Below are 23,201 nucleotides of genomic sequence, written 5' to 3' on the forward strand. Positions count from 1 at the left end.
GCGGAGCGCTCGTGAAAGTCTGCTAGCGTCGTCGAGTGATGGTCGAAAAGCGCCCTTCGCGTCGCGCGCTGCTCGCGGGTCTCGGTGCCGTCCTCGCCGCCTCTGCGCTTCCGGGGGCCGTGGAGGCGCGTGGCCGTGGGGTGTACGGCGGGCGGCTCGCCTTCCGTGTGCCTTGGTCGCTCACGCGGCTCGACCCTCACGACGTGACGAGCTTTACCGCGGCGCTCTTCGCCCCCGCGTGCTTCGATACGCTCTTCGCGAGGGACGAGGCCGGCGCCATCGTCCCGAGCCTCGCCGAGCACGAGCCCGAGGTCTCCGGAGCCGACGTCGTGGTCACGCTCCGCGAGGGGCTCAAGTCTGCGCGGTCTCGTCCCGTCGGTGCGAAAGAGGCGGCAGCGTCCCTCTCTCGTGCACGAGCCGCGGGCCTCGGAGGGTTTTGGGCCGACGTGGCCCCGCCGCGCGTCGAGGGAAATCGGCTCCGCTTTTCTTCCAAAGATCCCGCGAAGATAGCCAAGGCCCTCGCGTCTCCGCTCGCCGCCATCGTGCCGTTCGGTTTCAGTGCCGACGCCCCCGACGGCACGGGCCCTTTCCGTGCGACGTTCCGCGGAGGGCAGCTCGTGCTCGCGCGGAACCCACTCGCGGCGCGTGGCCCGGCGTACCTCGACGAGATCGTCGTGTCGCGCGCGGACGACCTCAAGGCCTCGCTGCGCGCCTTCGAGACGGCCGCCGACGATCTCGGGTGGCTCGGGATGGGTCTCTACGAGCCGCGCCCGGGCGCCAAGCCGTTCGATGCGGGGGCGCTCGGCTACGTGGGCTTCTTCGTGGGGAGAGACGCGGGGAGCTGGGACGCCCCGGGCATCGCGCAGCGGGTCTGTGACTCGATCCCGCCCGCGCGGCTCGCGGGGTTCTCGCTCGGCGCGCCGTGGACCGTCGATTCGAGCGACGGCTGGGGTGGTCCGAGCGGGCCCCTCCTCGTCCGCGACGACTCTCCGTACCTCGTCGAGCTCGCGCGCGCCGTGGCCGGCGTCCTCTCGCGGCCGGATCACGAGCTCACGGTGAAGCCCGTCCCCGCCGAGGAGCTCGCGCAGAAACGTGCATCTCGCATGTTCTGCGTCGCGCTCGACGTGGTCCGGCCCGTCGCGGCAGGGGCCCTCGGCGCCATGCTCGGCCTCGTCCAGGCCGCCGACGCGGGGCGCGCGCGTGAGCTCGGGCTCCACCCTCCGAAGCTCGGCGAGGTGCCCGTGCGCTCCCTCACGCGTACGCTTCGTGTCGGTGTCCTCGGGGAGCTGCGCGCCCAAGGTGGCCGCGTGCCCGACGTTATCCTGCCGAACGGCGCGCTCGAGTGGGGCGCGGTTCGGCGCGCGAAGCGGCCATGACGAGCGTGGTCGACGCTGCCCGCGCGGTGCGTGTGGCCACGGTCGTTCGTCTCGCCTTTGTCGCTCTGGTCGTCGCGTCGCTCGTCGGCTGCGCACCGAGGGCACCCGCGTCGGTAGGCCCGTCCCGCACGAACGAGGGCGGCGCGACCCCACGCAAGCACGGACGGATCGAGCCTGTCGTGATCCAGCGCGTCGCGCGCGCTTCCTTCGGGAGCTTCACCCGCTGCTACGAGGCGGGCCTCGCTCGGGACCCCAAGCTCCAGGGGCGCGTCTCCACCAAGTTCGTCATCGAGCTCGACGGCTCCGTGAGCCAAGCGGCGGTCGGGGCCGCCACGACGTTGCCCGACAAGGCCGTCGTGTCCTGCGTGGTCGAGGTGTTCGGCAGGTTGCGATTTCCACGGCCCGAAGGCGGCATCGTCGATGTCGTCTATCCCTTGTCGTTCTCTCCCGAGGTGGACGAAGGCGAGCCCATGTTCCCCTGAGGTGGCGCGCCCCTCCGCGCTCACTCGACGAGCTCGAGTCCCGTGAGGAAGTAGCGCCCCGTCTTCGTTCCCTTGATGTCCGACAGCAAGACTCCCGTCCTCACCCGGCCGTTCGCGGGGAGCTGCGTCCCGCTGATCCGCGCGTGAGGCGCGTCGGCCGAGCCCGGGTCGAGCACGAGGGGCTCGCCGTCCTGGAAACCCACGATGGTGACCCAGTGATCGCCGCGCTGATCGTCGTCGTTCTCGTAGTCGACGGAGCCCAGCATGGGCTCTCCGCGCTGGTCGTCGCAGAAGTGCTTGCGCACGAAGGCGACCATCTCCGGGTTGTGCTTGTTCCCCGCGGCCGTCCCGCTCTTGCGGACGTATTTGCCGCCGCCCGTGAGCGTCTCGAGCGCGCGCGCGGAGGGGTGGGTCTTGACGTCACGCCAGCCGTTCATGGCGTCGAGCTTGTCGCGGAGGGTCGGGGGCGTGAAGCCTTGCCCGTAGTAGCCGAGCGCCGTGGTCCACGCCGTGAGGTGGCAGGCCGTCCGGCCGAACGTCATGTACCCGGGGTGAACGCGGTCGTCGGCCCAGCTCCCCGTGTACTGCTTGTAGTTCGTGTACTCGACGTCCGGCGCGCACCGCATCCCCGTCGCGGTGCGGGTGACGACGGCGGGCTTGCCCTTCGCGCCACCGGAGGCCGCGGGCGAGGCGGGCGCCGTGGAGGTCGTTGTGCGGAACGCGTTCGCGTCGTCGCACCGGACGAAGCCGCGCTTGCCGCGATACTCCACCTGACAGAAGGTGCCAGTCGCGCCGAACGTCCCCTGGACGGCGACCACGGTGACGCGCGTGGGTGGCTGGAGGTAGTTTAGGTTCGCGAGGACCGGCGTCGCGCTCAGGGACGGTCCGGTCCGGAAGCCGAGGGGCTTCACGAGCTCGAGCTCGGCGGGGAGCTTCGTCGGGGCGGCGACCTGGGCGGTCGCGCTCGTCGAGGCGGCGAGGGCGGTGAGCGTTGCGGCGGCGAGGGTGAGGGCGAAGAGGCGGCGGTGCGGCATGCCCACCCCCGAGCAACCGGAGTGCCACCCTGGTTGCTCAGAAACCTCGAGAAATCACGGACTAAGGCGCGGGCGCGCCCGGGGCGCGGGCGGGCGAGGCGCGCGGCTCCGCCGATTGGCCGATGGTCCGTCCCGTCGCGACGAACCAGAACCAGGGAGCGCACGCCGCGCCCCTTCGAGGAGCCCTTCATGACCCGTCGCACAGTCGCCGCCCTCGTCCTCCCGTTCCTCGTCTTGCTCGGTGCGTGCAGCGCCGCCGTCGAGGAGGAGCCCACCACTTCGGGGAGCAGCGAGGACGATCTCACGAAGGAGCCGTCCCTCACGTTTGGCACGTGGAAGAGCGTCACTTGCGAGCCCGTCGACGCCGACACCTTCCAACTTCGCACCTACCGGATCGCCGCGAACGGCGTCTTCGCCGATTGGAAGCGCTACGCGTCGCCCACGTGCGCGGCCGGCACGGAGCTCATGACCGTTCGGATGGGAGGGAGCTCCACCGTGGACCGCCTGTCGCGGGTGGTCGAGCACGCGGCCGAGATCCGGGTATTCATCGACGAGAAGGCCATCGTCCCGCTCTCGTCGGCCGGCCTCGAGCGGCTCGCCAAGGCGTGCCCGTCGGCGGAATGGACCCTCGGAGAGGAGCGCGACGTCACGACCGCGGGCTGCGGTGCGATCGTCCCTGCGCGGGCCGCGTGCCCCGTCGAATACGACCTCATGCGCCTCCGCGGCGGGCGGCTCTACTTCGGGGATCGCTCCGCGCCGCTCTGCACCGAGGCGACTCGCCCGAAGAAGCTAAGCGTGTGGGGGATCGGCTTCGCGCACCCGCTCTGACGCCTCGTGCCCGTGCACGTACGAATTCGCGGTCGTAGCCCCGCCTGCGCCTTCACACCTCGTTCGGCACGTCGCCGCCCTTCGTGAAGCTCGCGACGAACGCGACGAGGGGCCAGAAGGGGAAAAATAGGGGGATCGTCCGCGTGAGCATGGCGGCCGCGGCGAGGCCCGTGGCGCGCGAGCCGTCGCGGCGGACGATGACGAGCGTGTGCCGGCTCGCGAGCCCGTCGACAGCCCACGGGCTCACCGCGTAGCGCCCGAGCCAGTCGGTCGCGCGGACGAGCGTGGCCACCGCGCGGCCGAGGCCGCTCGCAGGATCGAACCGCACGGATCGCGCTTGGGTGTCGCCTTTCGCGAACGCGACGAGCAGCGCCGCGGCCAGCACCGAGAAGGCCGGAGCGTGCCCGATCGCGAGCAGGCACAGCCGCAGCACGACCGCTGCCGAGAGGGCCGGGATGCGCGTCCGCCCTCCCAGCGCGAGCCCTGCGACCGCGAGGGCCGCCACGATCATCCCCTTGGCCACGAAGCCCACGACGGGTCGCTCCGCGAGGGACGTGAGCGCGCCCGGGGACAGAACGAACGTGCCCCCCGCCGCGGCTGCTCGGAGGAGATGCTCGCGCAGCACGGCTCCGGCGCGTGCGTCGGAGTCACGGAGCCACGCGAGCGCAAACGCCGCGTGGAGAGTCACGGAGAGGACCCGCAGCAAGAAGACGCCGTACGCGAAGCCGACCGCGGGTGGGGGAGGGGGCGCGTCGTCCGCGGCCACGAGCGACGTGCGCGGCTCGCACGGCGTGAGAGCGAGGAGCCCCGCCGTCACGGCCAAGAGGTACCGCGCGTCGTCGAGGCCTACGGCGTCGGCGAGCAAGACGTGGATCGCGAGGGCGCTCGAGAGGGCGAGGGCGATGCGTGCGCGTGCCCCCACCACGACGAGCAGCGCGAGCACGAGCCGCGCCGCCACGAGCGCCGTGTAGACCGCCTTCGACGGCACGAGGCGGTCCGAGAGGAGCGGGAGGTGGAACGCGTCTCCGAAGTAGCCCACCGTGGCGAGCTCGCGCGCACGCACCGCAGCGTCCAGGGCGAGGCCGAGCCCCACGACGACGCGGAGCGGAGCGAGGAACGTGCCGTCCACCGTGGCGTCGAGCGCGCCCCGGAGGCGTGAGAGCCAGCGCGGCGTCATCGCGGACCTCGCACGGCGCGGGTCGTCGTGCGGATGCGCACGGCGTCCTCGAGCTTGCCGTTCTTGCGCAGGGTGAGCACCAGCATGAGCTGCGACGTCTCGTCGTCGGCTTGGGCGTGCTCCCACACGTCGTCGAGGGCGGCGCGGAGCTCGGCCTCGTGGCGCGCAGAGCCGTGAGGCAGCTCGACGAACCGGCCGCTCGGGGCGAGGCGAGGCTCGAGGACGCGCTCGCGCCAAGAGAAGTGCCTCAGCGTGCCCAGGGGATCGAGCGCGTTCCACTCGCCCGCGGGCACGAGGACGAGGTCGGGCCCGACCTGCCTGTAGAGCTCCGCCCGCGCGACGCTGGTCTCTCGAAATGGCGCAAGATCTCCGATCCCTTTGGACCACCTCCCCGGCGCGACGGCGAGCGCGCCTTGCCCCGCGACCACGAGGGCCACGAACGCGAAACGCGCTTTTCGCGAGCCGTCCAGCACGAGGCGACGCTACCAAACCGGCGCCACGCGGGCGGCGCCTTTCTCACGTCGAGGCGATCGCGCGCCGCCGGGCCATCTCGATGACCGGGTATTTTCGGAGCGGGGCCTCGCGCACGTCCGCGAAGCCGAGCTTCGCGTAGAGACCTGCGGCGTCCCGTGTGCCTAGGCGCACGACCTGCGCGTCGCGCACGGCGGGGTGCCCGAGCAGGAGCTTCACCAGGGCCATCGCGAGCCCGCGGCCCCGCGCCTCGGGCGCGACGATCACGTCGAAGATCCACGCGACACGCCCATCGCTCGTGGCCCGCGCGGCGGCGACGAGGCGCCCATCGCTCCCCGCGTCGCCGACCCTGACGCGGGAGCTCCGGAAGGCGCCGAGCACCGTCTCGCGCGCCACCCCTTCGAGCCAGTACGCCCCCTCGAGGAGCACTGCGGCCTCCTCGATGCGCGCCTCGTCGAGGTCGGCGAAGAGCGGCGTGCCGTCCTCGGCGAGGAGCGCTGGGGGCCGTGTGTCGTCGGGGCTCGCGCCGAGGATGGCCTCGATCGCGGCGTAGTCTCCCGGCTCTCCGCGGCCGAGGAGCCCCGCGTAGAGCCGCGCGCGCTCTGCCGGCGTGCGGTTCTGACCGAGCTTCTTCTTCCCCTGGATCACGTCGGGCACGAGGCGCACCACGTCGATGCCGGCGAGGGCCTTCGTGTAGAGCGGCGACTCGGCCGTGATCGGCACGTAGCCCCCCTCGGGCTGGAGCTTCTTCATGAGCGCAAGGAGCGCGCGAGCCTTCTCGTCGGGCTCGACGACCCGGTCGAGTCGTCCGTGGAGCTGCACGGAGCGGTAGAGCGTGGTGGCCGGGCATGCCCGCTCGGGGTCGAGGAAATGGCTCGGGATCCGGGCCACGTCCTCCACGGCCGAGAGCACGGCGAGCGCCCCGTAGGCCTCGGTCTTCTCCCCGACGGGTGCGCCATGGAAGTAGAAGGCCCGCCCCACCCGCACCACGTGGAGCGCGCGGAGCACGGGCTGTCCACCCTCCCCGAGCGAGGCGAGGTGCATGGTCTCCGCGCGGTCGGTGAGGGCGAGGGCCTCGTCCTCGGGCATGTCGAAGAAGGTGGCTTTGCGCATGGCTTCACCATGGCGCGGCGATGGTCTACGAATAAGGTCCAATCTGGAGAAAACCAATGGACCAGTCCAGGCGCCGCCCCGGAACCCCGACGCTCTCCCTCGTCCCCGCCGAGTCCCCCCGCGAGACGCTCGTCGCGCGCGTGCGCCGCAGCATCGTCTCGGAGGTGCGTCGCGGTCGTCTCCGGCCCGGCCAGGCGCTCCCCGGCAGTCGCCCGCTCGCAGCCGCCCTCGGTGTGCACAGGAACACGGTGCTCGCAGCGCTCCGGGAGCTCGAGAGCGAGGGCTGGGTCTCGGCGTCGCCGGCCAAGGGCACGTTCGTGTCCGAGGCGCTCCCGGAGCGGAGGCCGCGCGCCGAGGTGCCCGACGCAGCGCCGGATCGCCCGGGGTTCGACGTGCCCGAGGATTCCTGGGTCCCCTCGAGGCCGGCGCGCGCCCTCTCGTTCTACGGCGGCATCCCCGACGTGCGCCTCGTCGATACGGCCCTGCTCGCGCGTGCGCTGCGGCGCGCCCTCCGTGATCCGTCGACGCTCCGATACGGCTCGCCGCTCGGCGATCTCCGGCTTCGCCGCGCGCTCTCTCGGCTCCTCTCCGACACACGTGGTGTCCCTCGCGCGGAGGACGAGATCCTCGTCACGTCCGGAAGTCAGATGGCCATCGATCTCGTGGGGCGCGCGCTCGTCCCGCGTGGGGCGGTCGTGGCGGTCGAGGCCCTCGGGTACCGGCCGGCCTGGGACGCGCTGCGCCGCGCGGGTGTCGAGCTCGTTCCGGTGCCCGTCGATGGGGAGGGCCTCGACGTCTCCGCGCTCGAGCGGATCGCGAGGAAGAAGACCCTCGCCGGGGTGCTCCTCACGCCGCACCACCAGTGCCCGACGACGGTCACCCTCTCGGCGCCGCGGAGGGTCGCGTTGCTCGAGCTCGCGAGGCGCTCACGCTGGATCGTCCTCGAGGACGACTACGACCACGAGTTCCACTACGAAGGGAGGCCCATCTTGCCCCTGGCGAGCGCCGATCCGGGCGGCAACGTGGTGTACGTCGGCACCCTCTCGAAGGTGCTCTCCCCTGGTCTTCGCGTGGGCTACGTGGCCGCCCCGCGCTCGGTGGTGGCCAGGCTCGCGGCGCTCCGGGCGTCGACGGATCGCGAGGGCAACCACGTCGTCGAGCGCGCCGTGGCGGAGCTCCTCGAGGACGGCGAGGCCGAGCGCCACGTGCGCCGCGCACGAAAGGTGTATCATGCACGACGTGACGCGCTCGTCGGTCTCTTGGCGACCACGTTCGGGGAGTCTCTCTCGTTCCGCGTGCCGGGTGGGGGCACGAGCATCCACGCCACCGTCGGAGGAGACGTGGACGTCGAGGCCGTGGTCGACCGCGCCTACGAGCTCGGGCTCTCGCTCCAGTCGCCGCGCACCTTCGCGTTCGACGGTCGAACCAAGCCATTTCTGAGGCTCGGGTTCGCCCAACACGACGAGGCCGAGCTCGCGAAGGCGGTCGCGATCCTGGCTCGCGTGCTGCCCCGCGCGAAGCCGAGACGCCCTCGTGCTGGTCCATCCCCCGACCGCGCTGCGGCACCCTGAGCGACCGCCCTCACTCCCCGAACGGGTCGCCCTCGAGGTAGGGATCGGTGTAGGTCGAGGTCGTCTCGCCGAAGCGCGGGAGCCGCGGAGGCTTCGGAAATACGAACGAAGGGCTCACGAGCCAGCTCGTCTCGGGGCCGGGCCGCCCGGTCTCGCCGTCGACCTCGGGGCCGAAGGAGTCCGCGTACGTAGGCTCGTCGTAGGTGCGCTCGGCCATGAGGTCCCTAAGGTGCAGCTTTCGTTCCATGCCCCGGCACGGCAGGAAGAAAACTTGGGCGCGGTCGGTTGGCGTGACAGGATGAACCCGTCGTGAGGTCGCTCGTCTCAGGTCTCGTCTCGGTGGTCGCGCTCTCCTCCCTGCTCGGCGGGGCGGGGTGCAACGACGCCGTGGCGAAGGCCAAAGAGCCCAGCGCCAAGGCCCCGGGCGACGAAGGCATCGCCTTCTCGAGCGCCACGCGCCCCAAGCCTCCGCCGGTCGACATCGTCACCAAGGCGCCGACGCCCAAGGTCGAGAACGTGGGCGCGCTCGACGGCGCCGACGCCCTCCGCCCCTTCTACGAGGCGCTCGCCAAGCTCGAAGAGGGCCGAGCCCAAGACGACGTGCGCATCGTCCAATTCGGCGACTCGCACACCGCCGCCGACCTCGAGACCGCGGCCATTCGCCACGGGCTCGTCGCGCGCTTCGGCGACGGCGGCCGCGGCTTCGTCCAGCTCGGAAAACCCTGGAAATCCTACGTCCAAGAGGGCGTGCGCACCGGGATGGTCGATTTTTCGGCCGCGCGCACCACCAAAAAAGAGCGCCTCTACCCCGGCAGCGAAGGCCACCTCGGCCTCGGCGGAGGCGCCGTCGCGAGCAGCAAACGCGGGGCGCGGGCGTGGGCCGATCTGTCGGGCCGCGCGTCGGCGTTCGAGCTCTCCTATCTCCAGCAGCCCGTGGGTGGCTCGTTCGAGCTCTTCGTCGATGGCACCCGCGTCGCGCGTGTGTCTACGAAAGGGCCCACGTTCGAGTCGGCCTTCCGCGCGTTCGAGGCCCCCGAGGGGCCGCATCACGTCGAGGTGCGCGCCGTCGGAGACGGAGACGTCCGCATCTTCGGCGTCACGGCCGACGCGAAGCCCTTCGGTGTCACCCTCGACGCGCTCGGCATCAACGGGGCGCGCGCGACTACGCTGCTCTCGTGGAACGAGGGCCACGCGGCCGAGCAGCTCCGGCACCGTGCGCCCACGCTCGTGGTGCTCGCGTACGGCACGAACGAGTCCGGCGACGACGCCACCCGCGAGGCCTACGAGCGCCACGTGGTCGACGCCCTGGGCCGCGTGATGCGCGCCGCGCCCACGGCTGCGTGCCTGCTCATGGGCCCCCCCGATCGCGCCACGTCGGACGGGAACAAAGAGGTCTGGTCGACCCTCCCGAAGATCGTCGAGATCGTCGAGTCGCAGCGGCGCATCGCGAAGGCCGCGCGCTGCGCGTTCTACGATCAGCTCGCGGCGATGGGCGGAGAGGGAAGCATCGCCAACTGGGCCCTCGAAGAGCCCCCGCGCGCCCAGAAGGACCGCGTGCACCTCTCGAAGGACGGGTACGCCCAGCTCGGCGCCACGTTCGTCGCCGATTTGCTCCGTGGTTACGCGAACTTCCGAGCTTCGAAGGGCCTCACCGCGTCGCCCGCGATGACGAAGCCCGTGCCCGCCGTCGTGCCCACGCACGAGCCCGAGGGCGACCCTCACGCGCCCGACCCGCACTGACCTCGATCACGGCGCGCGCGAGACGTACGCCTCGAAGCCCGTGACGAGCGCCTTCTCGAAGAGCTCGCCTATCACCTCGGCGCCCGCGGGCGTCGGGTGGGTGAGGTCCCACGAGGCGAGCTGCGGCTTCGCCTTCACCCATTTGGCCATCGAGCCCTCGCCGCCCATGGCCTCGTACGTGTTCCAGAAGGCGCACCCGTTCGCGAGCGCGACCTTCTTCTGCGACGCGACGATCTTCGGGATGATCTTCTTCGTGCGGAGCTCGCCGGCCTCGCGCTCGGCGCGATCGAGCGGCGCGACGAGCATGACCGACGCGCCCTCGGCCGCGGCCTTGACCTTCTCGAGCACGTGCGTGAGCGTCTTCTCGTAGGATTTCTCGCCGAAGACGGGGGCCTCGCTCTCGTTCGTGCCGAACTGGAGGATGACGAGCGCGGGCTTGCGCAGGGCCATTTGGTCCTTCCAGTGGGTGTCGTCGACCGGCTCCCACAAGAGCGACTGCGCGCCGTTCGCGCCGAGCGCGTCGTACACCACGCCGGGCACGTCCCGCTCGAGCGCCACGCCGAAGAGCCTCACGTCCCCTCCGCCCGCCGACCGGAGCTGCATCTTGCGCGCGCCGTCCTCGACCGAGAACGAGAACACCTTCGAGGCCTTCTGCTCGGCCTTCGTCGACACGCGCTCGACCTTGTCGCCGCTCTTCACCTCGAAGTCGCCGCCCTGCGGTTGCGCGAGGTAGTACACGTCGAAGCGCGACACCTTGGTGCCATAGTCGCCCTTCTCCATCGCGCCGAAGGTGGCCGTGGCGCCGGGCGCGCCGTGGAACGTGACGCCGCCGAGGCCGTACATCTTGTCGTTCGTGAAGGGCCCGGTGATGCGGTTCGCGTTCCAGCCCTCGCCGGCGTAGTGCACGACGTCGTTGTGGAAGTACCACTCCCACGGGTTCGCCACGAGGATGAACCCGTGCCCCGCGTCCCCGTAGCGGCCCTGGAGCTTTCGCCGCAGGGTTCCCGAGATGTAGTCGCTCGTGATGACCGAGTCGCCGTAGTGGAGGATGCGCGTGACCGCGCCGGGCTCCTTCTTTTGGGTCGCGGCGAGGTGCTTGTAAAATGCATCGAGCGCGTGGCCCGTCGGATCCTCGATGGCCTTGGAGCCCGCGGTCTTCGCGAGGACCTCCGGGTCGAGCGCCACCTTGTCCCCCTTCGACTGGGGGAGCGCGTTCGTCACGGAGCCCTGGTTTCCGGCGGCCTTCAGGGCCGTCTCTCCCGATTCGCCCGAAGGCGCGGGCCGCTCGGTTTTGTCGCCGTCGCCGCTCGCGAGCACCACTTCGGTCTCGTGTTTGGCTTCCCAAGGGAGGCGCCCGATGCGCGCCTTCTCGAGGCCGGGCACGAGGTGCGGCACCGCGAGCAGCGCGAGCATGGTCGCGATCGCGACGTGGGTCTTCTGCTTGAAAAAGGGGGCCTCCGGGGCCGCGGTCGTCGAGGCGGTCGTGGCCGTGGGCTCGGCCTCCGGCGCGCTCGTGGGCACCTCCGAGGGCACAGGCTCGTCCACGCCGCCCCCGTCCGCAGGGCGGGCCTCGGGAGCGTTCGTGGTGGGTTCGTCCGCCATGGCCCTCTCCTTATCGCCTGTGGGTGGGCCCCGTCCACGACGCGCGCGTTCCGCTGCGCACTTGTCCATGCCTCTCGCACGGGGTTGCAAGCCTTCCCCGCCTCGGGATAGTCGTCGGCGCTCGGTCTTCCGCGATGCTCTTCAACAGCGCCCTCTACGGAGTCTTCCTCCTCGCGACCTACGCGGTCTTCTGGGCGCTCACGCCTGCTCGTGGGGGCGAGCCCGTCTCCCCGCAGAAGATCGCGCAGCGGAGGCTCCTGCGGGCGCTCTTCCTCGTCGGCGCGAGCTACGTCTTCTATTTTTACGGCACGTACGACGCGGCCCTCGAGCAGAACGTCCCGCTCGGCCCGCTTGGCTGGAGCGTGCTCTGCCTCGGCATCATCTTCGTCGGCAGCACGCTCGACTTCGTCATCGGAAAGAAGCTCGGCGAGACGGAGGACCCGAAGAAGCGGAAGGCCCTCTTGCTCGCGTCGGTCACGTACTACCTCGGCGTGCTCGCGCTCTTCAAATACTGGAATTTCGGCGCCGACACGCTCGTCGACCTCGCGAAGCTCGCGGGCGTCACGATCTCTCCCGTGCACCTCCGGCTCGCCCTGCCGTTCGGCATCTCGTTCTTCACGTTCGAGACGATGAGCTACACCATCGACGTCTACCGGAAGGAGATCCCGCCGGCGAAGCGGTACCTCGACTACCTCCTCTTCGTCGCGTTCTTCCCGCACCTCGTCGCAGGCCCCATCGTGCGCCCGCACACGATGCTCCCCCAGTTCGAGCGGGAGCCCGTCGCGAGCGACGACACGAAATCCCGCGGCATGTTCCTCATCGCCACGGGCCTCGCGAAGAAGATCGTCATCGGAGACACGCTCGCCGTGAACCTCGTGGGCCGCGTGTTCGACAACCCCGAGCGCTACTCGTCGCTCGAGGGCCTCGTGGCCGTGTACGCGTACGCCATCCAGATCTACTGCGATTTCTCGGGCTACACGGACGTCGCCATCGGCAGCGCGCTCCTCTTCGGGTACGAGCTGCCGAAGAATTTCGATGCACCCTACACGTCCCAGGATCTCCAGGAGTTCTGGCGGCGCTGGCACATCTCGCTCTCCACGTGGCTCCGTGACTACCTTTACGTACCCCTCGGCGGAAACCGCCAGAGCACCTGGAAGACGTACCGGAACCTCATGCTGACCATGCTGCTCGGCGGCCTCTGGCACGGCGCGAGCTGGAACTTCGTCATCTGGGGCGCGCTCCACGGCGGTGCCCTCGCGGTGAACCGCGCGTGGCAGAGGGCGCGCGAGGCGTCGCAGAAAAAGGCCGAGAAGGCCACCGCGTACCGCACGGCCGCCGAGCCTGATGCCCGCCACGAGAAGGTCCTCCGCGCGAAGGAGAAGGCCCCGTCGAAGGACGAGCCCATCACGCTCCGCACGGTGCTCTCGGTCCTCGCGACGTTCCACTTCGTGTGTGTCGCGTGGATCTTCTTCCGCGCGCAGACGTTCGCGCAGGCGAAGCTGCTCCTCCTCCGCACCATCGGCGTGCGCGAGGTCATGGACCCCGTGACCGCCGAGCTCAAGACGGTCCTCTCGTTCACGGTCACCTCGCCGAACCTGTCGGCCAAGGTGCTCTTCGTGCTCGCACTCGGGTTCGTCACGCACTTCGTGCCGAAGAGGGTCTTCGAGGGCGCGTACGACGTGTTTCGTAGGCTCCCGGCCGTGGCGCAGGGCGTCGTGCTCGCGCTCGTGGCCTACGGTCTCCACATGGCCTCGGGCGCCAAGAGCGAGCCCTTCGTCTACGGGCAGTTCTGACGCGGTTCGTGTACCATGCACTCCACGGGAGCGCTCGTGCGCCCGTCTTCGCCTCGCCGGTACCGTCTCGCAGGAGATCTTATGAACACAAGGCTCGTTCTGGGTGCGTCTCTCTCGTTTTCGCTCGTGGGCGCGGTCCTCGTCGCGTGCTCGTCGATGCCCACGCTCGAAGACTACTGCGGCAAGCTGAAGGCCCGCTACGACGCGTGCCCGAACACCGGCACCACCAACGCGGATCCGGCGCCGCTCCCCGACGGAGGCGTGGCCCCGAGGCCCGCGCGGCCCGCGTTCAACGACGCCGCGTGCACGAAGAGCCACTCGTGCCTCACGGCGCTCTTCGACACGGCGATGGTCAACAAATTCCTCGACTGCGCCTCGAACACCGACTGCTCGGTGAACGTCTCGCGGTGCGACGACGACGCGATCGCCGCGGGACCGAACGCGACCGACGCCGACACCTGCGCCAAGAAGTATGCAGAATGCAAGGCGGGCCCCAAGGGCTTCGACGACGACATCTGCGTGAGCATCCGCGGGCTCAACTCGGACGCGCTGTCGAAGGTCATGCCCTGCCTCGACAAGCCGTGTGACCAGATCGACGACTGCGTCGAGGCCACCGTGAACACCATCGCGCCCGGCTGCGACATCGACTGATCGCCTTCGAAGGAGCCCGAGAGGCGTGTGCCTCTCGGATTCGTCATCGCCTCTTCCCTCGCCGTTCGGCGTCGCGCGCTCGATCGCGGTCTTTTTTCGTCTTCTCGTGGGTGCGGTAGGCCTCTTTCTTTCGAGCCTCTTCGTTGCCCTTGAGCGACGCGAGCGGGTAGAGCGTCTCTTCGATGCGCGCGAGCCCCGCGCCCACGACGGCCGCCACCACGTCGGCGCTCGGCTTGTAACAAGCCGCGGACTCGTCGAGCGGCACCTCGAGGTCCGTGTTCACCACGATGCCCTCGCGCGCGTACTGCTCGTTCACCTTTTCTTGGGAAAGTACACGCTTCGCCTCACCGCGCGAGAGCCTGCGACCTGCCCCGTGGTTCACCGAGTAGCCGCTCTTCACGGCGCCGGCTTCGGGCCGAAGGATGTAGCTCGTGTCGCGGTTCGAGCCCGGGATGAGCACGGGGTGCCCCTCGTGCTCCCACGGCGTGCCCACGAGCGCCGGGTGCCCGGCCGGAAACGCGCGCGTCGCCCCTTTGCGGTGCGTCCACACGGGGCCCACCTCGGGGTGGTCCTCCGCTTGCACCAAGTTGTGGCTGATCTCGTAGACCAGCTCGAGGTCCTCCTTGAAGACCTTCCGGAAGGCCTCGGCCACGAGCGAGAAGATGGCGAGGCGGTTCACGATGGCGAAGTTCGCGCCCGCGGCCACGGCGTCGAGGTACTCCTCGAAGTGGCGCGAGTCGGGCCGGAAGTAGCCGAGATCGATGTCCCGCACCTCGGGGTTCTCCTCGCGCGCGAGCTCGAAATAGTTCGTCGCGAGGCCGTGCCCGAAGCCTCGGCTCCCGGTGTGCACCTGCACGAAGAGGTGCCCCGAGGGCTCTCCGCGTTGGAGCTCGATGAAGTGGTTCCCTCCGCCCAAGGTCCCGAGCTGATCGAGGCCGCGCTCCGGCGAGCCCTTGCCTCCCCAAGGCACGTCCCACGTGTCGCGCACGGGCACGCGCTGCCGCTCGGCGCGCGTATGGGAGACGTCGGGCCGGTGTTTGTCGACGTAGTGCTCGGCGCCTCCGCGCACGATCTCTTGGAGCTCGCGCTTCGAGAGGCGCCCTCCCACGCTCGCGCCCCCGGCGCCGAGCGCGACGCGTTTCTCCACCTCGCGGTTGAAGGCGAGCCTTTTGTCCCACGTGGCGGCCTCGGCGGGCACGCGGCTCTTCGCGCTCATCATGCCGCAGCCGATGTCGAAGCCTACCGGTCCCATGGCGACCGAGCCCTCGTCGCGCGAGGTCAAGATCACCGAGCCCACCGGCACGCCGTAGCCGTAGTGCACGTCGGGGGTGATGCACACGAGCTTCGTGCCCGGGAAGCGCGTCGCGTTCACGATCTGGCGGTAGAGCGTGGGCTCCGCCTCGGTCAGGAGGCCCTGGGTGAGGAAGAGGCGCACCGGCACGTCGCCCGTGTCGCGTGTGGCGAGCTCGAAGTAGCCGCCGGTCTCGCGCGCGAGCCTCTTCCAGTCGTCTTGGTCGAGCAGATCGGTCACGCGCGTGCGCTCACTTTCCGGCGTCTGCGCCCTTCGGGGGGGCCTTGGCCTGCGGGTCGACGAGGGTCGACAGCACCTTGTCGGCGAGGCCGAGCTGCCAGCTCTCGGGGTGCCAGTTCGAGGGAGAGATCCTCGACTTGAGCTCCTCGCCCGCGGTCTCGATGCGGGCCACGAGCGAGCGCTTCGGCCCGAGGTCGACGACCACGACGCTCGCGTTGAAGCCGTGCACGATCGCGCGTTGCATGTACGCTGCATGGTTCGCGACCACGAGCTTCTTCGCGAGCCCGGTCGCCTCCACGAAGCTCTCGACCTTCCCGTCGGGGAACATCGTCGGCATCTTCTCGGCCTTCGCGGCGTCGACCGCGCCGAGCGGCTTCACCGAGATGCGAATACGGAACTGGTAGGGCGGCGGCGCGTTGCCGGCGTCGTCGGGGATCGACTCGACCGAGATCGGAGACGTGAGCAGCGTCGACGTCTTGTCCTCGTCCATGAGGAACACGTCGCTCGGGTATTTGTAGGTGATCTTGGTCCCGGGGAGCGTGCCCGTCGACCACTCGGCGACCTTGCCGTAGGGCTCTCCGGCGTCGGGGGTGTCGTCGGGCACGAAGCCCTTCGGCGGCATCACGAAGCCTTGAGGTCCCTGCGAGCCGAGCGCGGGCGGCTCGATCGACGCGTCGGTCTTCGGCGTACCTTGAGCGGGCGGAGGGTCTTTCTTGCCGCAGCCTGCGCCGAGGGCGAGGGCCGCGGTGACGAGGGCATACGGGAGGAGGCGTCGCATGGCCGGCCTAGCGTAGCGCGACTACGCGGTCCCCGTACCGGTAGGTATGGAGGTGTAGGGAGAGGGCGCCCGAAAGGGAAATGGCGGGTCGGCGCGTGTTGACGCGCTGCACCCTATCTTCTAGGAAGGCGCTCCTCGTGGCCCTCATCGTCCAGAAATTCGGCGGAACGTCGGTCGGCTCGATCGACCGCATCAAGAACGTCGCTCGGCGCTGCCTCAAGGCGCAGGCCGATGGCAACCAGGTCGTCGTCATCGTGTCCGCCATGAGCGGCGAGACGAATCGGCTCCTCGGCCTCGCGCACGAGGTCACCAAGGTGCCGAGCGCCCGCGAGATGGACGCGATCGCCGCCACGGGCGAGCAGGTCGCGGCCGGTCTCACGGCGCTCGCGATCGAGGCCGAAGGTGGCAAGGCGCGCTCGCTCCTCGGGCACCAGGTCCGCGTCCTCACGGACGGCGCCTTCACGAAGGCCCGCATCCGCGCGATCGATCACTCCAAGATCCAGTCGACCCTCGAAGCCGGCGAGATCGCCGTGGTCGCCGGGTTCCAGGGCGTCGACGAGGACGGCAACATCACGACGCTCGGCCGCGGGGGCTCCGACACGTCCGCCGTGGCCATCGCCGCGGCCATCCAGGCCGACGCGTGCGAGATCTTCACCGACGTCGACGGGGTCTACACGACCGACCCGAACGTGTGCCCCTCGGCCCGCAAGATCGAGCGCATCTCGTACGAAGAGATGTTGGAGCTCGCGTCGCTCGGGGCCAAAGTCCTCCAGATTCGCAGCGTGGAGATCGCCATGAAGTACCAGGTTCCCGTTCACGTGAGGTCCTCCTTCAGCGACGTGCCCGGCACGTGGGTCACCGGCGAGGACAAGTCCCTCGAAGAGGTGGTGGTCGCCGGCGTCGCCTACGACAAGAACGACGCTCGCGTGCACCTCGTCGGCGTGCTCGACAAACCCGGCGTCGTCGCCGAGGTGTTCTCCGCGATCGCCGAGAAGAACATCTCGGTCGACATGATCATCCAGAACGCCACGAGCAACACCGAGGGCCGCGCCGACGTGACCTTCACCGTGTCGAAGACCGACCTCGTGCGCGCGAAGCCCTTCATCGAAGAGGTCGCCGCCAAGGTGGGCGCGAGCGCCGTGAAGTACGACGACGACATCGTGAAGGTGAGCATCGTCGGCCTCGGCATGCGCTCGCACGCCGGCGTCGCCGCCAAGATGTTCAAGCTCCTCGCGAACGAGGGCATCAACATCCAGGCCATCTCGACGAGCGAGATCAAGGTCTCGTGCATCGTGCACCAAAAGTACACCGAGCTCGCGGTGCGCACCCTCCACGACGGCTTCGGCCTCGCGCAGCCCGCCGCCGCGCCCTGACACGCCAAAACCTGTAGCGTTTTCAAGTGCTTGTGCGAGCCATGAGGGCTCGTTCGTGGGCGCGGCTATCCTTCTCGGGATGCGGCGCCTCCTCGTGCTCGGTCTCGTCGTCGCGTGCGGTCCTTCCGGGCGGCTCGATGTGCCCGTGCTCACGATCCCACCACCGTCGAGCGCTGCGACCGTCGTCTCCGTGACGACGCCCGAGGCGCCGAGCGCCGAGCCGGTACCTCGTTCGCCCGCGCTCCCGACGTGCGCGTCTCATCCGCGTGATCCAAGGGTGCAGCCCGTCCCCCGGGCGACGGCGCTCGTGGCCGCCGAGCACGCCGCGCTCACGCGCCTCTACGACGCCACCCGAGACGGCTCGCCCGACAAAGCCCTCGTCGCGCTTCGTCTCGCGGACGTGGAGATCGAGCTCTCGCGCGCCGAGCCGTCGCGGGAGTCTCTCGCGGGGGACGCGGCGGTCCACTACGAGGTCGCGCGTCGCGAAGGCAAAGGTGCCCCGTACGAAGCCTCGACGTACAGGCTCGCCCTCGACGCCGAGTGCCGCGGCGACACGGCGACCGCCCGGAAGCTCGCCTTCGAGATCGTGTCGCGCGCGCCGAGCTCCGTGTGGGTGCCGCACGCATACCTGCTCTTCGGGGAGCTCTTTTTCGCGGAGGGCGCGAAGGATCCGACGAAGCTCGAGCTCGCTCGGATGGCCTACCTCGAGGCCGCGAAGCGTCGAGGTGACGCGGGCATCACGGCCCTCGTGACCGAGCGGCTGCGCGCGCTCCCCACGAAGCCCGAGCCCGAGCCCGACGACCCTTGATGGCCGAGGGCCCCGTCAGTAGCCCCAGACGTACTCGGCGCGAATCTGAGCGAGCGTGTACGACGGGTACGTCGAGAGCTCGGTCGCCAAGAACCCCTGGCGCACCGCGAGGCCTACGGCGAAGTGGCGCCCGATTTGGTAGTCGAGCCCGGCCGCGAGCGCGACGCCCACGGCGACCTTGCTCGACTCGAGCGTGCCGCCCGAGAGCACGAACGTCTGCCCGAGCACGCCGAAGTACGGCACCCAACGGAGCACGTCGAGCACGTAGCCCACGCCGACGCCCACGTGATCGACGCGCGCCGGGTAGGTGCGTGGCGTCTCGGGCGTGTCGAGCTGCTGATCCGCCGCGACCACGTGCGAGCCACCCTCGACCATGAAGTTGAACTGATCGGTGAGGCCGTACGCGTAGTGCAGCGAGAGGCCCGCGCCCACGCTCGCGGTCGACTTGTCGGCGACGTTGAGCACCGCGAGCGCCGGAGAGAGCCCGAGGTGGTGCTGCTTCTCGAACGCGTGGGCCGTGCTCGGCGCGAGCGCACCCACGGCGAGCGCCGCGAGCACGAGGACTTTGGAGGCGAACCCTCGAGACATCACGCTCCCTCGCTTAGCACGACGCCCGCGCTCCGCTCACGGAACCCGAAGGCCCGGCCGGCGTCGCGACGGGTCGCCGTGTGTAAGTGTTCGAATTTAATGGCGTTTACTTCTTCGCGAGCTCGGCGTCGATCACGCGCCGGAACTTGCGGAAGGCCTGGGCGCCCGAGATGAACGTGCCGTTCACGACGAAGCCCGGGGTGCCCGAGATGCCGGCCGCCTGCGCCGTGGCCTGGTCGGCCTTGATGCTCGCGAGGTGCACGTGGCCGTCGAGCGCGCGCCCGAACTTGCCCATGTCGAGGCCCATGCTCTTCGCGTACCCCTCGAGCGCGGGGCGCTTCAGGCCATCGGGGCGCCCGTGCCCGTCGAAGATGAGCCCGTGCATCTTGAAGAACCCGGCCGAGCCCTTCTGCGCGCCGGCCTCGAGGGCGGCCTCGGCGGCGAGCTCCGCGTCTTGGTGGAACGAGAGCGGGAGGTTCCGCCACTCGATGCGCACGTCCTTGGGGTACGCCTTGAGGAGCTCGTCCATCGTGGGCTCGGCGCGCTTGCAGAACGGGCACTGGAAGTCCGAAAACTGCACGATGGTGACCTTGGCGGTCTTCGGGCCGCGCGAGTAGGCCTTCGGATCGAGCGCCACGGCCTTGTGCTCGACGGGCTTCGTCTTCAGCACCGCGGTCTTCTGGAGCTCCGTGTACACGGCCTCGGGGGAGATGCCGGTGGCCACGAGGGCCTCGGCCTTCTTGAGCTCGACGTCGATGAGCTCCCGGAATTTGTCGAGCGGTTGCGCGCCCATGAGCCTCCGGCCGTTCACGAAGAAGTGCGGCGTCCCCGCGGCGTCGACGTCGTCACCGGCGTCCTCGTCGGCGAACACGGCCTTCTTGTGCGTGCCCTGCGCGAGCGCGCGCTTCATCTTCGCTTCGTCGAGGCCCGCGGCCTTGGCCGCCGCGAGGAGGTCCGGGTCCTCGAGCTTGGGCTGGGCGTCGAAGAGCCGGTCGTGCATGTCCCAGAAGCCCGCGTCGCCCTTCTGCGCGCGAGCCTCACGCGCGGCGAGGGCCGCGGGGAGCGCGCGCTTGTGGAACGGCAGGGGCATGTCCTTCCACACGATGCGGAGCTTGTCGCCGTAGATCGTGCGGAGCTGCTGGAGCGTGCCCTCGATGCGCTTGCAGAACGGGCACTCGAAGTCCGAAAACTCCACGAGCGTGACGAGGGCCGTCTTGGGCCCGCGCGCCGGCGAGCCGTCCACGGGGACTTTGTAGGTCGCCGTGTCCACGGGCTCGTCGTCGTCGTCGTCGCGCGGGGCCTTGAAGGAGGCCTTGGAGGCCGCGACGTACACGCGGTCACGCGCGGTCCCTGCCGCGACGAGCGCCTTGGCCTTCGCGAGCTCCTCGGTCACGACGGCCTTGAACTTCTCGAGCGGCTGCGCGCCTCCGAGCGAGACGCCGTTGATGTAGAAGGCGGGCGTCCCGCTCACGCCGATCTTGCGACCGAGCTCGATGTCGCGCTCGACGCGAGGCGCCCAGCGCCGGTCGCGGAGCCCGTCTTCGATCACGCGGCCGTCGGCGCCCACGGCCTCGGCGAGCCTGCGCGGCGAGTCGTCGTTGAAGCCGCCTTGGGCCTGCATGCGGGACTGGGCCTCGAACACGGCGCGCTGGTACCGGAAGAACGCCTGCGGGCCCATGAGCTCGTTCACGCCGGCCCCGGCCTCGGCGAGCGCGCGCGCGTGCGCGTGGAAATCGAGCGGGTAGTTTTTCCAGACGATGCGCACCTCGTCGTGCCCGAACGACTCACGCAGCGCCTCGAGCGTGTTCGCCGCGCGTGAGCAGAAGGGGCACTCGAGGTCCGAGAACTCGACGATCGTCACGAGGGCCGTACGCTCGCCCTCTTGGGCGTCGTTCGCGAAGACGGGCACGGGCGAGTCGGCGTCGTCGGTCATCGCGACGCGCGGCGGCTCTCCCCGCGACGGATCCACGGCGAGCCCCGGGCCCTCTTTTTTGGGCTCGAGCGTGACCGCGGTGTTCCCCTTGGGGCCGCCGAAGCAGGCCGTGAGGAGCATCAAGAGGAAGACCAGGAGGCGGCGTTTCGCGATCGGCATGCTTCTACAAAAAGGCGAACGCCCTCGCGGGGTTACCGGAGGGCGTCCTGGGGTCGCGGCGCGGCTATCCGCCCCGCGTGTCGCTCACGTCACTTGGCCTCGGCGAGGGCGCGATCGATGAGCTTCTTGAACTTCGGGTACGGCTGCGCGCCGCTCACGAAGTACCCGTTGATCACGAACGCGGGGGTGCCGTTGATGCCGGCCTCGGTGCCGGCCTTGTCGTCGGCGTCGACCTTGGCTTTGTGCGTGCGGTTGTCGAGGGCGGCCTTGAACTTGGCCATGTCGAGCCCGAGCTCTTCGGCGTACTTCTCGAGCGCCTCGCGCTTCAGGCCGTCCTTCTCGCCTTGGTTCTTGAAGAGCTTGTCGTGCATCTTCCAGAAGGCGTCGTTGCCCTTCTGCTTGAGCGCCTCTTCGGCCGCCTCGCTGGCGAGCGGCGCGTCGGGAGTGCATCGGGAGGGGCTTGTGGCGCCAGACGAACTTCACCTTGTCGCCGTAGTTCTTCATGATCTCCGCGACCTGCGGCTCGACGCGCGAGCAGAAGGGGCACTGGAAGTCCGAGAACTCCTGGATGACGACCTTCGCGTCGGCCTTGCCCTTGAAGGCGGTGCCGGCGGGAGGAGCCGCGACGTTCTTCTTCTCCGGCTCGGGCGCGCCCTTACCGTCCTTGATGAGCGTGTCGTAGAGATCCTTGGCCGCGACGCCCTTCTTGAGCATGTCGTCGGTCTTCTTGATCTCCTCGTCGATGATCTTCTCGAACTTGTCCGCCGGCTGCGCGCCCACGAGGCGGCGGCCGTTGATGAACATGTGCGGGGTGCCGCTCGCCTGGACGTCGTCGGCGAGCTCGGTGTCGGCGTCGATCTCTTTCTTGTACTTGTGGGTCTTGATCGCGTCCTTCACCTTGTCGACGTTGAGCTTCAGGTCGGCGGCGACCTTCTCGAGGTCGGCGTCCTCGAGCTTGGGCTGCGACTCGAAGAGCTTGCCGTGCGCCTCCCAGAAGCCGGCGTCACCCTTTTGGGCGCGGGCCTCGAGCGAGAGCTGCGCGGCGGGCTCGGCGCGCGGGTGGAACGGGAGCGGCTCGTGCTTCCACACGACGCGGACCTTGTCGCCGTACTTCTCGCGGACCTGCTTGATGGTCGGCTCGACGCGCTTGCAGTAGGGGCACTGGAAGTCCGAGAAGATCGCGATGGTGACCTGCGCGTCCTTCTTGCCGAGGATGGGCGAGGTGCCGACGGGGACCTTGAAGACCGTCGTCGTGTCCTCTTTCTCTTCCTCTTCCTCCTTCGGGGGAGGCGCGTTCTTCTTGTTCTCCTTCGACATCTCGACGTAGACGCGGTCCTTGGCCGTGCCCGCGGCGATCTTCGCCTGGGCCTTGCCGAGCTCCTTGTCGATCGTCTCCTTGAACTTGTCGAACGGCTGCGCGCCCGAGAGGAGCACGCCGTTGATGAAGAACGCCGGGGTGCCGTTCACGCCGGCCTTCTTGGCGACCTCGTGATCCTCGTCGACCTTCTTCGCCCACTTGTGCGAAGCGATGCCCGCCTTGAACTGCGCCACGTCGACGCCCGCGTCCTTGGCCCACTTCTCGTAGCTGTCGGGCGAGAGCGACTGCTGGTTCTTGAACGCCGTGTCGTGGAACTTCCAGAACGCGTCGTTGCCCTTCAGCGCGAACACGCCCATGGCCGCCTCGGCCGCGGGCTTCGCCTTCTCGTGGAACGAGAGGGGCTCGTTCTTCCAGATGAGGCGCACCTTGTCGGGGCCGTAGGTGGTCTTCACCTGGTCGAGCGTGGGCTCCACGCGCGAGCAGAAGGGGCACTGGAAGTCCGAGAAGATGACGACCGTGACGGGAGCCTCGCGCTTGCCCCACATGGGGTCCTTGCTCGAGACCGGCACGGGCGACTCTTCGTCGCTCCAGGTGGCGCCACCTTGGGCGTTGTCCGCCGTGATCGCGCCGCCCTGCTTGAGGCGGTAGTTGTCGTATCCCCACATCACGCCGGCGCCGGCCATGAAGCAGAGGATGAAGCCGATGATGGCCGCGCCGGTGTTCATACCGCCGCCGCCGGACTCGAACGGGTGCGCTTGCGGCGCAGCCTTCGCGTCCTTCTTTTCTTCCTTAGCCATATTCTTGATTTCCTTTGGATAATTGACGAGAGACGGGGCGCCCTCGGGGGCCGCGTGGTGCGCGGATCTCGAGGTGCG

General features: G+C 69.7%; 19 protein-coding genes and 1 pseudogene. 9 read left to right on the top strand and 11 right to left on the bottom strand.

Annotation, left to right across the window (positions count from 1 at the left end; all coding sequences use genetic code 11):
• The first annotated feature begins 38 nt into the window (after positions 1-38).
• The gene (locus tag IPK71_12910; protein MBK8214633.1) at positions 39-1,376 is read left to right on the top strand and encodes a hypothetical protein; all 1,338 of its coding nucleotides are present in this window, start codon (positions 39-41) and stop codon (positions 1,374-1,376) included.
• Entirely contained in the window at positions 1,373-1,858 is a 486-nt protein-coding gene (locus tag IPK71_12915; GenBank protein ID MBK8214634.1) for an AgmX/PglI C-terminal domain-containing protein, read from the top strand. Before IPK71_12910 ends, IPK71_12915 begins: the two co-directional genes overlap by 4 nt.
• A 20-nt stretch (positions 1,859-1,878) precedes the next feature.
• Here the strand turns inward: IPK71_12915 and IPK71_12920 are convergent, their stop codons facing one another.
• Positions 1,879-2,892: a hypothetical protein gene (locus IPK71_12920; protein MBK8214635.1), complete on the bottom strand. Its 1,014-nt coding sequence runs from the start codon at positions 2,890-2,892 to the stop codon at positions 1,879-1,881.
• A gap of 189 nt (positions 2,893-3,081) precedes the next feature.
• On the opposite strand from IPK71_12920, the gene IPK71_12925 reads away from it, so the two are divergent.
• Positions 3,082-3,720, top strand: coding sequence for a hypothetical protein (locus tag IPK71_12925; GenBank protein MBK8214636.1), 639 nt, complete (start codon positions 3,082-3,084; stop codon positions 3,718-3,720).
• Positions 3,721-3,772: 52 nt separating this feature from the next.
• On the opposite strand, the gene IPK71_12930 is transcribed toward IPK71_12925, so the two are convergent.
• The 3 genes from IPK71_12930 to IPK71_12940 are packed head-to-tail and all read right to left on the bottom strand — an operon-like array spanning position 3,773 to position 6,481.
• Complete coding sequence (locus tag IPK71_12930) at positions 3,773-4,897, bottom strand: hypothetical protein (protein MBK8214637.1); 1,125 nt, start codon at positions 4,895-4,897, stop codon at positions 3,773-3,775.
• Positions 4,894-5,370, bottom strand: coding sequence for a hypothetical protein (locus tag IPK71_12935; GenBank protein ID MBK8214638.1), 477 nt, complete (start codon positions 5,368-5,370; stop codon positions 4,894-4,896). The genes IPK71_12930 and IPK71_12935 overlap by 4 nt, the downstream gene beginning before the upstream one ends.
• A 43-nt stretch (positions 5,371-5,413) precedes the next feature.
• Positions 5,414-6,481 (bottom strand): GNAT family N-acetyltransferase, encoded by a 1,068-nt coding sequence (locus IPK71_12940; GenBank protein ID MBK8214639.1) that lies wholly within the window; start codon positions 6,479-6,481, stop codon positions 5,414-5,416.
• A gap of 56 nt (positions 6,482-6,537) precedes the next feature.
• On the opposite strand from IPK71_12940, the gene IPK71_12945 reads away from it, so the two are divergent.
• Positions 6,538-8,052: a PLP-dependent aminotransferase family protein gene (locus IPK71_12945; GenBank protein MBK8214640.1), complete on the top strand. Its 1,515-nt coding sequence runs from the start codon at positions 6,538-6,540 to the stop codon at positions 8,050-8,052.
• Between the two features lie 10 nt (positions 8,053-8,062).
• On the opposite strand, the gene IPK71_12950 is transcribed toward IPK71_12945, so the two are convergent.
• Positions 8,063-8,299: a hypothetical protein gene (locus IPK71_12950; protein ID MBK8214641.1), complete on the bottom strand. Its 237-nt coding sequence runs from the start codon at positions 8,297-8,299 to the stop codon at positions 8,063-8,065.
• A gap of 62 nt (positions 8,300-8,361) precedes the next feature.
• On the opposite strand from IPK71_12950, the gene IPK71_12955 reads away from it, so the two are divergent.
• On the top strand, positions 8,362-9,792 hold the full coding sequence (locus tag IPK71_12955; GenBank protein ID MBK8214642.1) for a hypothetical protein: 1,431 nt from the start codon (positions 8,362-8,364) through the stop codon (positions 9,790-9,792).
• A gap of 6 nt (positions 9,793-9,798) precedes the next feature.
• Here the strand turns inward: IPK71_12955 and IPK71_12960 are convergent, their stop codons facing one another.
• Positions 9,799-11,394, bottom strand: a complete 1,596-nt coding sequence (locus IPK71_12960; protein MBK8214643.1) for a hypothetical protein — start codon at positions 11,392-11,394, stop codon at positions 9,799-9,801.
• A gap of 134 nt (positions 11,395-11,528) precedes the next feature.
• Here IPK71_12960 and IPK71_12965 point away from each other — a divergent pair, with 134 nt between their 5' ends.
• Together IPK71_12965 and IPK71_12970 are read left to right on the top strand one after the other, a co-directional pair.
• Entirely contained in the window at positions 11,529-13,187 is a 1,659-nt protein-coding gene (locus tag IPK71_12965; protein MBK8214644.1) for an MBOAT family protein, read from the top strand.
• Between the two features lie 81 nt (positions 13,188-13,268).
• Positions 13,269-13,838, top strand: coding sequence for a hypothetical protein (locus tag IPK71_12970; protein MBK8214645.1), 570 nt, complete (start codon positions 13,269-13,271; stop codon positions 13,836-13,838).
• Between the two features lie 43 nt (positions 13,839-13,881).
• On the opposite strand, the gene IPK71_12975 is transcribed toward IPK71_12970, so the two are convergent.
• On the bottom strand, positions 13,882-15,369 hold the full coding sequence (locus tag IPK71_12975; GenBank protein MBK8214646.1) for an RtcB family protein: 1,488 nt from the start codon (positions 15,367-15,369) through the stop codon (positions 13,882-13,884).
• A gap of 10 nt (positions 15,370-15,379) precedes the next feature.
• Positions 15,380-16,147 (bottom strand): hypothetical protein, encoded by a 768-nt coding sequence (locus tag IPK71_12980; GenBank protein MBK8214647.1) that lies wholly within the window; start codon positions 16,145-16,147, stop codon positions 15,380-15,382.
• 137 nt (positions 16,148-16,284) lie between these two features.
• On the opposite strand from IPK71_12980, the gene IPK71_12985 reads away from it, so the two are divergent.
• A complete protein-coding gene (locus tag IPK71_12985; protein ID MBK8214648.1) occupies positions 16,285-17,520 on the top strand; it encodes an aspartate kinase in 1,236 nt (411 codons plus the stop codon).
• 79 nt (positions 17,521-17,599) lie between these two features.
• Positions 17,600-18,328: a hypothetical protein gene (locus tag IPK71_12990; GenBank protein ID MBK8214649.1), complete on the top strand. Its 729-nt coding sequence runs from the start codon at positions 17,600-17,602 to the stop codon at positions 18,326-18,328.
• Positions 18,329-18,343: 15 nt separating this feature from the next.
• On the opposite strand, the gene IPK71_12995 is transcribed toward IPK71_12990, so the two are convergent.
• The 3 genes and pseudogenes from IPK71_12995 to IPK71_13005 all read right to left on the bottom strand — a co-directional run bounded on the left by IPK71_12995 (position 18,344) and on the right by IPK71_13005 (position 23,051).
• Complete coding sequence (locus tag IPK71_12995) at positions 18,344-18,916, bottom strand: outer membrane beta-barrel protein (protein ID MBK8214650.1); 573 nt, start codon at positions 18,914-18,916, stop codon at positions 18,344-18,346.
• Between the two features lie 106 nt (positions 18,917-19,022).
• On the bottom strand, positions 19,023-21,008 hold the full coding sequence (locus IPK71_13000; GenBank protein ID MBK8214651.1) for a thioredoxin domain-containing protein: 1,986 nt from the start codon (positions 21,006-21,008) through the stop codon (positions 19,023-19,025).
• Between the two features lie 89 nt (positions 21,009-21,097).
• Positions 21,098-23,051, bottom strand: a pseudogene (locus tag IPK71_13005) (thioredoxin domain-containing protein).
• Positions 23,052-23,201: the final 150 nt, after the last annotated feature.

The sequence above is a fragment of the Myxococcales bacterium genome, from assembly GCA_016712525.1.
Classification (GTDB): Bacteria; Myxococcota_A; Polyangia; order Polyangiales; family Polyangiaceae; genus JAAFHV01.